Source organism: Streptomyces sp. NPDC016851, from assembly GCF_055562795.1.
The window spans coordinates 266,447-280,546 of the sequence record NZ_JBVHEP010000009.1 but is presented as its reverse complement, the minus strand read 5'-3'; the positions used below and the strand labels follow the sequence as shown (position 1 = coordinate 280,546).

15 protein-coding genes are annotated in these 14,100 nt (G+C 70.6%); 11 read left to right on the top strand and 4 right to left on the bottom strand.

Features of this window, described 5'->3' with window-relative positions; all coding sequences use genetic code 11:
* The first annotated feature begins 4 nt into the window (after nucleotides 1-4).
* The 5 genes from ACZ3I3_RS17280 (at nucleotide 5) to ACZ3I3_RS17260 (ending at nucleotide 5,831) form a co-directional block, all read left to right on the top strand.
* Complete coding sequence (locus ACZ3I3_RS17280; protein ID WP_467365874.1) at nucleotides 5-1,774, top strand: ABC transporter substrate-binding protein; 1,770 nt, start codon at nucleotides 5-7, stop codon at nucleotides 1,772-1,774.
* 92 nt (nucleotides 1,775-1,866) lie between these two features.
* Entirely contained in the window at nucleotides 1,867-2,877 is a 1,011-nt protein-coding gene (locus ACZ3I3_RS17275) for an ABC transporter permease (RefSeq protein ID WP_467365872.1), read from the top strand.
* Entirely contained in the window at nucleotides 2,874-3,956 is a 1,083-nt protein-coding gene (locus tag ACZ3I3_RS17270) for an ABC transporter ATP-binding protein (RefSeq protein WP_467365870.1), read from the top strand. The genes ACZ3I3_RS17275 and ACZ3I3_RS17270 overlap by 4 nt, the downstream gene beginning before the upstream one ends.
* A gap of 14 nt (nucleotides 3,957-3,970) precedes the next feature.
* Nucleotides 3,971-5,092, top strand: a complete 1,122-nt coding sequence (locus ACZ3I3_RS17265) for an ABC transporter ATP-binding protein (protein WP_467365868.1) — start codon at nucleotides 3,971-3,973, stop codon at nucleotides 5,090-5,092.
* A gap of 64 nt (nucleotides 5,093-5,156) precedes the next feature.
* Nucleotides 5,157-5,831: a trimeric intracellular cation channel family protein gene (locus ACZ3I3_RS17260; protein ID WP_307177611.1), complete on the top strand. Its 675-nt coding sequence runs from the start codon at nucleotides 5,157-5,159 to the stop codon at nucleotides 5,829-5,831.
* Here ACZ3I3_RS17260 and ACZ3I3_RS17255 read toward each other — a convergent pair.
* The gene (locus tag ACZ3I3_RS17255) at nucleotides 5,722-6,957 is read right to left on the bottom strand and encodes an alpha/beta hydrolase (RefSeq protein ID WP_467365865.1); all 1,236 of its coding nucleotides are present in this window, start codon (nucleotides 6,955-6,957) and stop codon (nucleotides 5,722-5,724) included. The two genes, ACZ3I3_RS17260 and ACZ3I3_RS17255, sit on opposite strands and share 110 nt — an antisense overlap.
* Nucleotides 6,958-7,092: 135 nt before the next feature.
* On the opposite strand from ACZ3I3_RS17255, the gene ACZ3I3_RS17250 reads away from it, so the two are divergent.
* Nucleotides 7,093-7,953: a thioesterase family protein gene (locus ACZ3I3_RS17250; protein WP_467365863.1), complete on the top strand. Its 861-nt coding sequence runs from the start codon at nucleotides 7,093-7,095 to the stop codon at nucleotides 7,951-7,953.
* On the opposite strand, the gene ACZ3I3_RS17245 is transcribed toward ACZ3I3_RS17250, so the two are convergent.
* Nucleotides 7,940-8,527 (bottom strand): TIGR03086 family metal-binding protein, encoded by a 588-nt coding sequence (locus ACZ3I3_RS17245; protein ID WP_467365861.1) that lies wholly within the window; start codon nucleotides 8,525-8,527, stop codon nucleotides 7,940-7,942. The genes ACZ3I3_RS17250 and ACZ3I3_RS17245 overlap by 14 nt on opposite strands.
* A gap of 101 nt (nucleotides 8,528-8,628) precedes the next feature.
* Between ACZ3I3_RS17245 and ACZ3I3_RS17240 the strand changes: the two genes are divergently transcribed.
* A complete protein-coding gene (locus tag ACZ3I3_RS17240; protein ID WP_467365859.1) occupies nucleotides 8,629-9,606 on the top strand; it encodes a helix-turn-helix transcriptional regulator in 978 nt (325 codons plus the stop codon).
* A gap of 33 nt (nucleotides 9,607-9,639) precedes the next feature.
* Here the strand turns inward: ACZ3I3_RS17240 and ACZ3I3_RS17235 are convergent, their stop codons facing one another.
* Nucleotides 9,640-10,278, bottom strand: coding sequence for a TetR family transcriptional regulator (locus tag ACZ3I3_RS17235; protein WP_467365857.1), 639 nt, complete (start codon nucleotides 10,276-10,278; stop codon nucleotides 9,640-9,642).
* Between the two features lie 116 nt (nucleotides 10,279-10,394).
* Here ACZ3I3_RS17235 and ACZ3I3_RS17230 point away from each other — a divergent pair, with 116 nt between their 5' ends.
* The 3 genes from ACZ3I3_RS17230 (at nucleotide 10,395) to ACZ3I3_RS17220 (ending at nucleotide 12,216) form a co-directional block, all read left to right on the top strand.
* Nucleotides 10,395-10,562, top strand: a complete 168-nt coding sequence (locus ACZ3I3_RS17230) for a hypothetical protein (RefSeq protein WP_010041793.1) — start codon at nucleotides 10,395-10,397, stop codon at nucleotides 10,560-10,562.
* A gap of 56 nt (nucleotides 10,563-10,618) precedes the next feature.
* Nucleotides 10,619-10,885 (top strand): DUF4190 domain-containing protein, encoded by a 267-nt coding sequence (locus ACZ3I3_RS17225; protein ID WP_467365855.1) that lies wholly within the window; start codon nucleotides 10,619-10,621, stop codon nucleotides 10,883-10,885.
* A 161-nt stretch (nucleotides 10,886-11,046) separates the two neighbouring features.
* Entirely contained in the window at nucleotides 11,047-12,216 is a 1,170-nt protein-coding gene (locus ACZ3I3_RS17220) for a cysteine desulfurase family protein (RefSeq protein WP_467365853.1), read from the top strand.
* 23 nt (nucleotides 12,217-12,239) lie between these two features.
* Here ACZ3I3_RS17220 and ACZ3I3_RS17215 read toward each other — a convergent pair whose 3' ends face one another.
* Nucleotides 12,240-12,905: an N-acetylmuramoyl-L-alanine amidase gene (locus ACZ3I3_RS17215; protein ID WP_467365851.1), complete on the bottom strand. Its 666-nt coding sequence runs from the start codon at nucleotides 12,903-12,905 to the stop codon at nucleotides 12,240-12,242.
* Between the two features lie 60 nt (nucleotides 12,906-12,965).
* Between ACZ3I3_RS17215 and mnmA the strand changes: the two genes are divergently transcribed.
* Complete coding sequence (mnmA, locus tag ACZ3I3_RS17210) at nucleotides 12,966-14,096, top strand: tRNA 2-thiouridine(34) synthase MnmA (RefSeq protein WP_467365849.1); 1,131 nt, start codon at nucleotides 12,966-12,968, stop codon at nucleotides 14,094-14,096.
* The last annotated feature ends 4 nt before the right edge of the window (nucleotides 14,097-14,100 follow it).

The following is a 14,100-nucleotide window of genomic DNA, read 5'->3' as shown; positions in this document are numbered from 1 at the left end:
TCGAATGAGGGGGCTTCCTCAGGTGAAGACGAGAAGGGTGACCGCCGGCGTTGCGTCGGTCCTGGCACTGTCGCTGGGCGCTGCCGCATGTGGCGGCGGAGGTGACGACAACGACGGGAACGGAGGCAACGGCAAGAAGGACGCCGCGCTGACCTCGATCGTCAACCCGTCGAGCAAGAAGGGCGGGACGGTCACGTACGAGCACTCGGACGTGCCCGACTCCCTCGACCCGGGCAACACGTACTACGGCTGGGTGCAGAACTTCTCCCGCCTCTACGGCAGAACGCTCACCACGTTCAAGCCGGCGGCGGGCAAGGAAGGCCTGGAGGTCGTCCCGGACCTCGCCGAGGGACTCGGCAAGTCCAGCCCGGACGCCAAGACCTGGACGTACAAGCTGCGCGCCGGCGTGAAGTTCCAGGACGGCACCCCGGTGACGTCCAAGGACGTGAAGTACGCCATCGAGCGTTCCAACTTCGCGCCCGAGGCCCTGTCCAACGGCCCGACGTACTTCAAGGCGTACCTGGAGGGCGGTGACAAGTACAAGGGTCCCTACAAGGACAAGTCCGCCGAGGGCATCAAGTCCATCGAGACGCCGGACGACCGGACGATCGTCTTCAAGCTGAAGCAGCCGTTCGCCGACTTCGACTACCTGGCGACGTTCTCGCAGACGGCGCCGGTGCCGCAGTCGAAGGACACCGGTGCGAAGTACGTGCAGGCGATCCAGTCGACCGGCCCGTACCAGTTCCAGTCCTACGAGGAGGGCCGCGGCGCCACCCTCGTGCGCAACCCGCAGTGGGACGCGAAGACGGACCCGATCCGCAAGGCCCTGGCGGACAAGATCACGATCAAGTTCAAGGTCAACCCGGTCACGGTCGACAACGACCTGCTCTCCGACAAGATCACGGCTGACGCGGCCGGCACGGGTGTGCAGCCGCAGACCCAGCCGAAGGTGCTGCGAGGCAAGTACGCCAACCAGACGGACAGCTCGTACGCCGGTGCCACGCAGTACATCGCGCTCAACGTCAACGTGAAGCCGTTCGACAACGCCGACTGCCGCAAGGCCGTCCAGTGGGGCCTCGACAAGCAGTCGGTCCTCGACGCCATGGGCGGTTCGCCGAAGGGCGACGTGGCGACCACGCTGCTGCCGCCGTCGGTCAACGGCTACACCAAGTTCGACACCTACGCGACCGACGGTCACAAGGGTGACGTGGCCAAGGCCAAGGCGGCCCTCAAGGCGTGCGGCAAGCCGAACGGCTTCAACACGATCCTGACCGCCCGCTCCGACCGTCCCGCCGAGGTCGCCGCGGCGACCGCTGTCCAGGCGTCGCTGAAGAAGATCGGCATCAACATCGAGATCAAGCAGTTCCCCTCCGGCAAGTACTTCTCCAACTTCGCCGGTGTCCCGAGCTACGTCCACGACAACAAGCTCGGCATGCTCTCGATGGCGTGGGGTGCCGACTGGCCGACCGGCTACGGCTTCCTCGACCAGATCATCAACGGCGCCGCCATCAAGCCCTCGGGCGGCAACAACCTGATGGAGCTGGACGACCCGAAGATCAACAAGGCCCTGACGGACGCGATCGCCAACACCGACGACGCGGCCCGCACCAAGGCCTGGGGTGACATCGACAAGATGGTGCTCGACAACGCCTCGGTCGTCCCGCTGGTCTACCGCAAGAACCTGCTGCTCCGGCCGGCGTCGGCGAACAACGTCACGGTCACGCAGGCCTACCTCGGCATGTACGACTACCTGCTGATGAGTTCCTCCAAGTAACACCAGCAGGCCGGATCCTTTCGAAAGGCAGGTGAAGGCACCGGGTGGCCGCGGCGGATGATCCCGCCGCGGCCACCCGGGGCCGTACAGCTGTGGCTGCGTACATCCTCCGACGCGTCATGGGCGCGGTGCTGTTGCTGCTGGTGGTCAGCGCAGTCACCTTCGCCATCTTCTTCCTCGTCCCCCGCCTCGGGGGGCAGACGGCCGACCAGTTGGCCACCCAGTACGTCGGCAAGGACGCGAACCCCGAGTCCGTCGCCGCCATCAAGAAGAACCTGGGACTGGATCAGCCCGTCTACGAGCAGTTCTGGAACTTCATCAAGGGCCTCGTGGCGGGTGCCGACTACCGGTTCGGTCCCGAGGCGACGCACTGCAGCGCACCCTGCTTCGGGTACTCCTTCAAGAGCCACATCGAGGTGTGGCCGCAGTTGGAGCAGCGGATTCCGGTCTCGTTCTCGCTGGCCGTCGGCGCGGCGGTGATCTGGTTGATCACCGGTGTGACGACCGGTGTGATCTCGGCACTGCGCAAGGGCAAGCCGATCGACCGCTTCTCCATGTTCATCGCGCTCGCCGGCGTCTCGCTCCCGATCTTCTTCACCGGCCAGATCCTGCTCGCGCTCTTCGTCTACGAGATCCCCGTCTGGGACAGCATCGACTACGTCCCGTTCACCCAGAACCCGGCCGAATGGGCCTGGCATCTGATGCTGCCCTGGGTGAGCCTCGCCTTCCTCTTCTCGGCGCTGTACGCCCGACTCACCCGGGCGGGCATGCTGGAGACGATGAGTGAGGACTACATCAGAACGGCCAGGGCCAAGGGGCTGAAGGAGAGCACGGTCGTGACCAAGCACGGCCTGCGCTCCGCGCTCACCCCGATCGTCACGATCTTCGGCATGGACTTCGGCACCCTCGTCGGCACCGCGGTGCTCACCGAGACCGTGTTCTCCCTTCAGGGCATCGGCGCATACTCGGTACAGGCCATCAAGGACAACGACCTGCCCATCGTGATGGGCGTGACCCTGGTCGCCGCGTTCTTCATCGTCTTCTGCAATCTGATCGTCGACCTGGTGTACGCCGCCATCGACCCCCGGGTGAGGTACTCGTGAGCAAGCTCGACAAAGCCGCGCTCGGTGAACCGGACACCGTCGCCCCGTCCGTGGACGACGACGTGTTCCTGTCCGTCCGCGATCTGCGCGTCCACTTCGACACGGACGACGGCCTGGTCAAGTCGGTGGACGGCGTCAGCTTCGACGTGCGCAAGGGCAAGACCCTGGGCATCGTGGGCGAGTCCGGCTCCGGCAAGTCCGTCACCTCCCTCGGAGTGATGGGCCTGCACCGCTCCGCGCGCGCTCACGTCTCGGGCGAGGTCTGGCTGGACGGCCAGGAGCTGATCGCGGCCGATCCCGACGACGTACGGCGGCTGCGCGGCCGGAAGATGGCCATGATCTTCCAGGACCCGCTGTCGGCGATGCACCCCTACTACTCGGTCGGACAGCAGATCGTCGAGGCGTACCGGGTCCACAACGACGTCAGCAAGAAGGCCGCCAAGCAGCGGGCGATCGAGATGCTCGACCGGGTCGGCATCCCCGAGCCCGCCAAGCGCGTCGACGGCTACCCGCACGAGTTCTCCGGCGGTATGCGCCAGCGCGCCATGATCGCCATGGCGCTGGTGAACAACCCCGAGCTGCTCATCGCCGACGAGCCGACCACCGCCCTGGACGTCACCGTGCAGGCGCAGATCCTGGACCTGATCCACGATCTGCAGAAGGAGTTCGGCTCCGCGGTCATCATGATCACCCACGACCTGGGCGTGGTCGCCGAGATGGCCGACGACCTGCTGGTCATGTACGGCGGCCGGTGCGTGGAGCGCGGTCCCGCCGAGGACGTGTTCTCCGAGCCCCGGCACCCCTACACCTGGGGCCTGCTCGGCTCGATGCCGCGCCTGGACCGCGAGGAGACCGACCGGCTCATCCCGATCAAGGGCGCGCCGCCCTCCCTCATCAACCTCCCGTCCGGCTGCGCCTTCCACCCGCGCTGCCCGTACGCGGACATCCCGAAGGACAACGTCACCCGCACGGTCCGCCCCGAGCTGACCGAGGTCGGCGGCTCGCACTGGGCCGCCTGCCACATGACGCAGGAGCAGCGGGAGCGTATCTGGACCGAAGAGATTGCGCCGAAGCTGTGAGCGACGACAAAGCGGTGAGCACACCGGAAACGAGCGGGAGCACCCTCACCCAGGACACCGCCGCCGACGGCGAGGTCCTGCTGAAGGTGACCGGCCTTCAGAAGCACTTCCCGATCCGCAAGGGCCTGCTCCAGCGGCAGACCGGCGCGGTGCGCGCCGTCGACGGCATCGACTTCGAGGTCCGCAAGGGCGAGACGCTCGGCGTCGTCGGTGAGTCGGGCTGCGGCAAGTCCACCATGGGCCGGCTGATCACGCGGCTGCTCGAACCGACCGGCGGCACGGTCGAGTTCGAGGGCAGGGACATCACGCACCTGAAGACCGGCGAACTGCGCCCGATGCGCCGCGACGTGCAGATGATCTTCCAGGACCCGTACTCCTCGCTGAACCCCCGGCACACGATCGGCACGATCGTCGGCGCCCCCTTCCGGCTCCAGGGCGTCGAGCCCGAGGGCGGCGTGAAGAAGGAGGTCCAGCGGCTGCTGTCGGTGGTCGGCCTCAACCCCGAGCACTACAACCGCTATCCGCACGAGTTCTCCGGCGGCCAGCGCCAGCGCATCGGCATCGCCCGCGCGCTTGCCCTCAACCCCAAGCTGGTGGTGGCGGACGAGCCGGTCTCCGCGCTGGACGTGTCGATCCAGGCGCAGGTGGTGAACCTGCTGGACGACCTCCAGGAGGAGCTCGGCCTGACGTACGTGATCATCGCGCACGACCTGTCGGTCGTCCGGCACGTCTCGGACCGGATCGCGGTGATGTACCTCGGCAAGATCGTCGAGCTGGCCGAGCGCGACCAGCTGTACAAGTCGCCGATGCACCCGTACTCCAAGGCCCTGCTGTCGGCCGTGCCGATACCGGACCCCAAGCGCCGGGGCGTCAAGAGCGAGCGCATCCTGCTCAAGGGCGACGTGCCCTCGCCGATCGCCCCGCCGAGCGGCTGCCGCTTCCACACCCGGTGCTGGAAGGCGACGGAGATCTGCAAGACCACGGAGCCGCCGCTGGTGGAGCTGCGCGCCGGGCAGCGCGTGGCCTGCCACCACCCGGAGAACTTCGAGGACCAGCAGCCGCAGGACACCAAGCTGCTCTCCTCGGCCAAGGAGGTCGCGGCCGGCAACGGCGGCGCCGCCCCCGTGGAGAAGTGACCCCACCCGAGCCCCCGCCCTCGCAGATCAGGGCGGGGGCTCACCCGTGGGTAAAAATGTTCGGGTGCTCCAGCAACTCTTCAGCCCGTCCGTCCAGCACACGCTCGACCTGATCGGCATCTTCGTCTTCGCGATCTCCGGCGCCCTGCTGGCCGTGCGCAAGAACTTCGACGTGTTCGGCATCGCCGTGCTCGCCGAGGTCACCGCGCTGGGCGGCGGGCTCTTCCGTGACCTGGTCATCGGGGCCGTACCGCCCGCCGCCTTCACGGACCTGGGGTACTTCCTGACCCCGCTGCTCGCCACCCTCCTCGTCTTCTTCCTGCACCCGCAGGTGGAGCGCATCCAGGTCGCCGTGAACGTCTTCGACGCGGCCGGCCTCGGGCTGTTCTGCGTCGCCGGCACCATCAAGGCGTACGAGTACGGGCTCGGCCTGACCGCCTCCGCCGGCCTGGGGCTGACCACCGCGGTGGGCGGCGGAGTGCTGCGGGACGTCCTCGCCAACGAGGTGCCCTCGCTGCTGCGCTGGGACCGCGACCTGTACGCGGTCCCGGCGATCGTCGGCGCCGCCCTGGTCGCGCTCTGCATCCGCTACGACGCCCTGAACCCGCTCACCAGCGGCCTCGCGGTGATCACCGCCTTCGTACTGCGGCTGCTCGCGATGCGGTTCCACTGGCGAGCTCCGCGGGCCTGGCACCGGCGGTCGACGGTGAGCGAGGAGGAGCAGCCCGTCCTGCCGTGACGTGGCCGAGGCCCGTCACCTCCGTCAGCCAGCGGAACGCCGGGACCACCTGCGGCCGCCACAGCGCCATGGTGTGACCGCCCGCGCTGCGCGGGATGTACACCACGTGCACGGTCGTCGGCGCCTTCGCGGCCTGCTCCAAGGCGACGGCCGCCTCGTAGCCGTCGTGCGGCTGGCCGGAGAGGTAGAGCGAGACGCGCGGCGGGACGGGCGCCCTGCGCAGCAGCCGATAAGGGTTGTTCTCGTCCCGGAGAGTGGGGTTCTGCGCGGCGAGCGAGGCCCGTTCGCCGATCGGGTCGTTGTAGCCGGACAGGCTGACGGCGGCCCCGTAGCGGTCGGGGTGGGCGACGGCGAGCTTGGCCGCGCAGTGCGCCCCGGCCGAGTAGCCGGCCACGGCCCAGCCCCGCGGGGCGGACTCGGCGCGGAAGTTGTCCATGACCATCATCGGCACGTCGACGCTCAGCCAGGTGTCGGCGTTGACCGTGCCCGGGATGTTGGCGCAGCCCGTGTCCACCCCGGCCAGCAGATTGGTGCGCGGCGCGACCAGGATGAACGGGGCGACCTGCCCGTCCCGCATCAGCGGCTCCAGCTGCTCGTGCGCGTGCAGCGAGCCGAACCAGGCCTTCGCCGAGCCGGGGTAGCCGGGCAGCAGCTCCACGACCGGGAACCTGTGGTGCCGGTAGGCGGGTTCGTCGTACTGCGGCGGGAGCCAGACGTAGACCTCGGCGTTCACGCCCGACACCCGGCCCTTGAGCTGGGTGACGCGCACCCCGCCGGCCGCGCCCATGCCGGGCCCGGTGGCCGGCCGGAACGTCTGGCGCACCTTCGGCAGCCGCTTCAGCGCGATGCCTCCGGTGCCGTCGGCGCCGAGGTCGGCCGCCTGCTGCACGTGGTCGCCGGTGCCGAGTAGATCGGCCCAGTTGTCGTACAGGTTGTTGGCGTTGTTGACCAGTGTGAAGACCAGCGCCACGGCGGTTCCCTGGGTGAACAGCAGCATCAGCGCGCGCGTCGCGGTGCGCAGGGCGCGGGGGCCGCGGACGCGCGACCACAGGACCAGCGGCAGCGCGAGCGCGACGACCGACAGCGCGATCAGCGTGTAGAGGAACGGAGTCCCGGTGAGGCTCATGTCTCGTCAGAGGGACGGTCGGCCTTCCGGGTTTACGGACGAGTGCGGACACTTACCGAGAAATTGCCCGGTCCTCACCTGAGCCCGAACCGACCAAAGCTACCGCTTAGTAGTTAGTTCTTGTACTGTTCAGCCATGCCAGAGTCAGCCTCCGCCCAGGCCGTCCGGGCCACGATCGGCGACAGCGAGTTCGACCGCGACACCGCGCTCACCCGACGCGCGCCCGGCGTCTACGACATCGACCTCTCCGCCGGCTGGACGATCATCAGCGCCGTCAACGGCGGCTATCTGCTGGCCGTCCTCGGCCGCGCGCTCGCGGACACCCTGCCGCACGCCGACCCCTTCACCGTCTCGGCGCACTACCTGACCGCGTCCCAGCCCGGCCCGGCGGTCGTCCGCACGGACGTCGTCCGCACCGGCCGCACCCTGTCGACCGGCCAGGCCTCCCTCTTCCAGTACGACGACGCGGGCCGCGAGGTGGAACGCATCCGCGTCCTCGCCTCCTACGGCGACCTGGACGCCCTGCCCGACGACGTCCGCACGACGGCCACTCCGCCCGCGATCCCGCCGCTGGAGCACTGCTTCGGCCCCGAGGACGGACCCGCCCCCGTCGACGGCAGCTCGGCCATCACCGACCGGCTGATGCTCAAGCTGGACCCGTCGACCCTGGGCTGGGCCCTCGGCAAGCCCTCCGGCAAGGGCGAGATGCGGGCCTGGTTCGGGCTCGCGGACGGCCGGGACCACGACCCGCTCTCCCTGCTGCTGGCGGTGGACGCCCTGCCGCCCACCGCCTTCGAACTCGGGCTGAAGGGCTGGGTGCCCACCGTCGAGCTGACCGTGCACGTCCGCTGCCGCCCGGCGCCGGGCCCGCTGCGCGTGTCGATCACCACGCGCAACCTCGCCGGCGGCTTCCTCGAGGAGGACGCCGAGGTGTGGGACAGCGCCGACCGGCTGGTGGCGCAGTCCCGTCAGCTCGCGCGGGTCAGGCTCGGCTGAGCGGCTCGCGTCCCAGCCAGGCCGCCAGCCTGCCGTAGACATCGGCGCCCTCGGGGGCCGGCCGGGCCGTGGCGAACGGCGTGTTCTCGTCGCGCTGTTCGTCCGGCAGCATGCGCTGGGCGACCGTCAGCGCGAACTCGGCGAGCTCCGGGTCGAGTCCGCGCGGATGCCCCAGGGCCTCCGACAGGTCCCAGGTGTGGGTCACCGTCTCCAGGACGTAGGCCGACAGGGCGGCCCGGCCGGGCATCTCGCCGAACGGCAGGCGCAGCACCGCGTCCAGCAGGCCGTCGTCGCCCGCCCAGGCCTTCACGGCCCGGGTCCTGGCCTCGTCGTACGCGGCCGTCCAGCCGTCGTCCGGCACGTCCTCGGCGAAGGGCCGTACGGCGCTCGCGTCACCGCCCTCGGCGACGACGGCCACCCGGTGGGTCGCGCCGGTGAGATGGCTCAGCAGGGTGCGCACGTCGAACTCGGTACACGGCGTGGGGCCGTCCAGCTGCTCCGCACGGACGGACGCGACGAGCTCGGCGGCCTGCTCCGCGGCGCGGCCGAACAGCGGGCGGGGATCGTTGGTCATGAAACTCCTCCTGAGTGCGTGGACAGGAGGAGCATGGCCGGAAAACCTGACAGCCGCCGTCAACATTTGCCCGGGCCTTCGCCCGCCGCGATGCTGACGCCGTGAAGTCCGACCGCCTGCTGTCGATCCTGCTGCTCCTCCAGACCCGCGGCCGGGTCCCCGCACGCGAACTCGCCGAGCGGCTGGAGGTGTCGGTCCGCACCGTCTACCGCGACGTCGAGTCCCTGTCGGCCGCAGGCGTCCCGGTCTACGCCGAACGCGGCCGGCACGGCGGCATCCAACTGCTCGCCGGGTTCCGTACGGACGTCACGGGTCTGACCGCCGACGAGTCCCGCGCGCTGTTCGTCCTGGCCGCGCAGGGCGCGCACGCCGCGCTCGGCCTGGACGCGGCGTTCGGCTCGGCCCTGCGCAAGGTGATGGCCGCGCTGCCGGCCCCGCACCGCCCGGCCGCCGAGACGGCGTCCCGCCGCATCCTCGTCGACGCCACCCGCTGGCGCGGCGGTCCGCAGCGGGCCGTCGACCTGGACGTGCTGCGCGACGCCGTGTTCGCCGACCACAGGCTGCGGCTGCGCTACCGGCACAGCGGAGAGCGCCAGGCGCGGACGTACACCGTCGACCCGTACGGCCTCGTCGCCAAGGCCGGCGTCTGGTACCTGGTCGCCGACCGGCGGGGCGAACCCCGGCTCTTCCGGGCCGACCGGGTGCGCTCCGCCCGGCTCCTCGACGAGCCCGTACGGCGGCGCCCGGGCGTCGAACTCGCCGACGCCTGGGAGGGCCTGCGCCGCCAGGTCGAGGAGCGGCCCGGCGGGCTGGACGTCACCCTCCGGGTGCGGCGCGACCGGCTCGACATGTTCCTGCGGCTGACGGACTTCCTCCCGTCGGAAATCCTCGACGACGACGGCGGGAGCGAGTGGGCGACCGTGCGGCTGACGTACGGGATCCTGCCCGAGACCCGCCACCTGCTCGTCTTCGCCGACCAGGTGGAGGTCCTCTCGCCCCCTCAGGTGCGCGAGGAACTGGCCCGGGCGGCCGCCTCCGTCACGGAGCTGTACCGGCGCTCGGGCGAGGTCCCCGGGTGAAACGCCTGGTCGGCGAGATGTCTTGAGGTGCGGTCAGTCAAGCCAGTGAAGGCGGCCCAGGCCGATCAGGCGCATCTGCCGCGTCGCCACCTGCGTGACGTGCCGGGTCCGCTCCTCGCGTTCCTGCTCCGGGCCCTCCAGCGCTTCCAGGAAGAGCGATGCCGTGATCAGCATCTGGTCGACGTAGAGGTGCGCGAGCATCAGCAGGTCGTCCTCGGTCCAGCCCGCGGACACCGGGTCCTTGGCCAGCTCGTCCTTGACCTCCTGGGCGAACCGGGCCAGTTGGTCCCGTATGGCCGCCCGGACCGGCTGGACTCCGCCATGTCGTTCACGGGCGATGAACCGGACATGTGCGGGGTACCCGTCGACGTGACGGGCGATCAGCTCGATGGTGCGCGCGATGCGTTCCTCGCTGTCGCCCGTCGTGGACACCGTCGTCCGGATCATCGGGTGCAGGCTGCCCAGCGCCTCCTCGACCAGGGCCACGCCCAGATCCGCCGTGGAGCGGAAGTGGCGGTAGAAGGCGGTCGGGGCGACACCGACGGCGCGGGTGACCTCGCGCAGCCCCAGGCTGCTCAGACTCTGCTCCTCCAGCAGCCCGAGGGCCGCGTCCAGGAGCGCCTGCCGGGTCTTCTGCTTCTGGGCCTGCCGGATGCCGAGGGTGTGACTCATACCATGTAGTTAACAACTGTTCTCTGTAATTGGAAAGTCATGGGACGGGCTAGACTGGGAAGTCAGTGAACAACTGTAACCACAACCGTTCACCGAATCTCTGGGGGTTGTTTCCCGTGTTGTTCATCGTCGCCGCACTCCTGCTGCTGGGCTTCGTCCTGGGCACCGTGGCCCACGCGCCGCTCACCTTCTCCGTGGCCACGGGCGTCGTCATCGCCGTCTGGCTCGGCATCTTCGCGCTCCGCGAGCGCCACGGCCGCCGGCGCCACACCCAGGCCCACTGACGCCGTACGCGCTCACCGACCGCCCACCACCGACCCGACACCGGGAGTCGATCACCATGCAGCTCACCGCTCCGGCCACGCGCCGCACCGGTATCCGCGACACCGACGGCATGGCCGTCGCGTCCTTCATCCTGGGCCTGCTCGGCCTCCTCGTCCTGAACGTCTTCCTCGGCCCGATCGCCATCGTGCTGGCGAGCGTCGCCCTGTGGCGCGGCACCCAGCGCCGTGGCCGCGCGTTTCTCGGTCTCGGCCTCGGCGTCGCCGACCTGCTGGTCCTGGCCGCGTTCGTGCAGGCCGACAGCACGATCTCGTGGAGCTTCTGAGCCGCCGTCGGACAGGCCTGCGCCGACGACCGGCGGCCGGCCCGGGGACGACGGGCCGCAGCCACGCGGGAAAGCGGTTCACTTCCCTTCAGGTCCGCCTTCAGGTTCGGCCAACCTTGATCTGAGGACGGCCGCGGGGGAGCCGTAGAATCGGGCTCACCATGGCTTACCTCGACCACGCCGCGACCACCCCGATGCTCCCGGAGGCGGCAGAGGCGCTCACCGCCCACCTGGGTGCCACCGGCAACGCGTCCTCCCTCCACGCATCCGGCCGGCAGGCCCGCCGCACCGTCGAGGAGGCCCGCGAGACCCTCGCCGAAGCCCTCGGCGCCCGCCCCAGCGAGGTCGTCTTCACCTCGGGCGGCACGGAGGCCGACAACCTCGCCGTCAAGGGCCTTTACTGGTCCCGGCGTGACGCCGACCCGGCCCGCACCCGCGTCCTCGCCAGCCCCGTCGAGCACCACGCCGTCCTCGACGCCGTGCACTGGCTCGGCGAACACGAGGGCGCCACCATCGAGTACCTGCCGGTCGACACCCACGGCCGCGTCCACCCGGACGCCCTGCGCGAGGCGATCGCCCGCGACCCCGGCGACGTGGCCCTCGCCACCGTCATGTGGGCGAACAACGAGATCGGGACGATCCTGCCGATCCGCGAACTCGCCGACGTGGCCGCCGAGTACGGTGTCCCGCTGCACTCCGACGCCGTCCAGGCCTTCGGCCAGACCCCCGTCGACTTCGCCGCCTCAGGCCTCGCCGCGATGACGGTGTCCGGCCACAAGATCGGCGGCCCGTACGGCATCGGCGCGCTCATCCTCGGGCGCGAGCACACCCCCGTACCCGTCCTGCACGGCGGCGGCCAGGAACGCCACGTCCGCTCCGGCACCCTCGACGTGCCCGCCATCGCCTCCTTCGCGGTCGCCGGGCGGCTGGCCGCCGAGCAGCGCGAGTGGTTCGCCCATGAGATCGGCGCCCTGCGCGACGCCCTCGTCGCCGCCGTCCGCGAGGCCGTGCCGGACGCGATCCTCGGCGGCGACCCCGACCCGGAGGGACGCCTGCCGGCCAACGCGCACTTCACGTTCCCCGGCTGCGAGGGTGACTCCCTGCTGCTCCTGCTCGACGCCCAGGGCATCGAGTGCTCCACCGGCTCCGCCTGCACCGCCGGCGTCGCCCAGCCCAGCCACGTCCTCCTCGCCACCGGCACCGACCCGGACCTGGCCCGCGGCACCCTCCGCTTCTCCCTGGGCCACACCTCCACGGAGGCCGACATCGAGGCCCTGGCGAAGGCCATCGGCCCGGCGGTGGAACGGGCCAGGGCGGCGGGGCTGACGTAGTCGCCTCCGCCCCGGCCGACCGGTCAGGCTCGTGCCGTACGCGCCTCGCGCACCAGCCGCATGTACTTGTCCCAGTCCCAGTGCGGGCCCGGGTCCGTGTGGTCGGTGCCCGGGACCTCCACGTGGCCGATGATGTGCTCGCGGTCGACGGGTATGTCGTACCGCGCGCAGATCCGGGCCGTGAGCCGGGCCGAGGCCTCGTACATCTCGTCCGTGAAGTCCTGCGGGCGGTCCACGAAACCCGCGTGCTCGATGCCGACACTGCGCTCGTTGTAGGAGCGGTTGCCCGCGTGGTACGCCACGTCCAGCTCGCGGATCATCTGGGCGATGTGCCCGTCCTTGCGGACGATGTAGTGCGAGGCCGCCTTGTGCCCCGGGTCCTGGAAGGCCCTCACCGCGCTGTCGAAGCTGCCCTGCGTGACATGGACGACCACCATGTCTATGCCGTAGTCGTCCGGCCGGTCCGCGCGGCGCCAGTTCGCGTCCGACGCGGCCACCCAGCGCGCGCCCGCGTAGTCGACCTCGCCTTCCTTGCGCGGCTTCTCGACGCCGGGCACGCGCCACCACAGCCGGCCCAGCTCGTCACGGGCCAGCACCGCGGAACCCGCGGCGGCCGCCATCCCGCCGACGATCAGGGCCCGCCGCCCGATGCGCCGGTCCGTGTCCTCGGATGCTCTTCTCGCCCCCATGTGATCGCCAACGGATACCCGGCGGCCTTGGTTCCCGCGCCCCCTTACCCTGGAAGGGTTATGACTCACACCCCGCAGCGCTCCCGTCCCCTCCGCGTCCTGGCCGCCATGTCCGGCGGAGTCGACTCCGCCGTCGCCGCCGCCCGCGCGGCCGAGGCGGGCCACGACGTGACCGGCGTCCACCTCGCGCTCTCCGCCAACCCCCAATCCTTCCGGACGGGCGCGCGGGGCTGCTGCACCATCGAGGACTCGCGCGACGCCCGCCGCGCCGCGGACGTCATCGGCATCCCCTTCTACGTGTGGGACCTCGCCGACCGCTTCCGCGAGGACGTCGTCGAGGACTTCGTCGCCGAGTACGAGGCCGGCCGCACCCCCAACCCCTGCCTGCGCTGCAACGAGAAGATCAAGTTCGCGGCGCTGCTGGACAAGGCGCTGGCGCTGGGCTTCGACGCGGTCTGCACGGGCCACTACGCCAAGGTGATCGAGCACGAGGACGGCACCCGCGAGCTGCACCGCGCCTCCGACATGGCCAAGGACCAGTCGTACGTGCTCGGCGTCCTGGACGACAAGCAGCTCGCCCACGCGATGTTCCCGCTCGGCGACACGCTGACCACCAAGGACGAGATCCGCGCCGAGGCCGAGCGCAGGGGCCTGGCGGTGGCCAAGAAGCCCGACTCGCACGACATCTGCTTCATCGCCGACGGCGACACCCAGGGCTTCCTCGCGAACCGGCTCGGCCGCTCCGAGGGCGACATCGTCGACGAGTCCGGCAACCGGCTCGGCACGCACGAGGGCGCCTACGGCTTCACCATCGGCCAGCGCAAGGGCCTGCGCATCGGCACCCCGGCGCCCGACGGCAAGCCGCGCTACGTCCTCGACATCTCCCCGGTCACCAACACGGTCACGGTCGGCCCGGCCGACGCGCTGGACGTCAGCGCCCTGACCGCGATCAAGCCGCGCTGGTGCGGCGTCGCCCCCACCGGCCCGGGCACCTACACGGCCCAGCTCCGCGCCCACGGCGGCGAGACCGAGGTCACCGCCGAGCTGGTCGACGGCCGGCTGGAGGTGTCCTTCGCGGAGCCGGTCCGCGGGGTCGCCCCCGGCCAGGCGATCGTCCTGTACGACGGCACGCGCGTGGTGGGCTCGGCGACGATCGCCTCGACCAGGCGGGCCCCGGCGGGCGTGGCCTGACCCC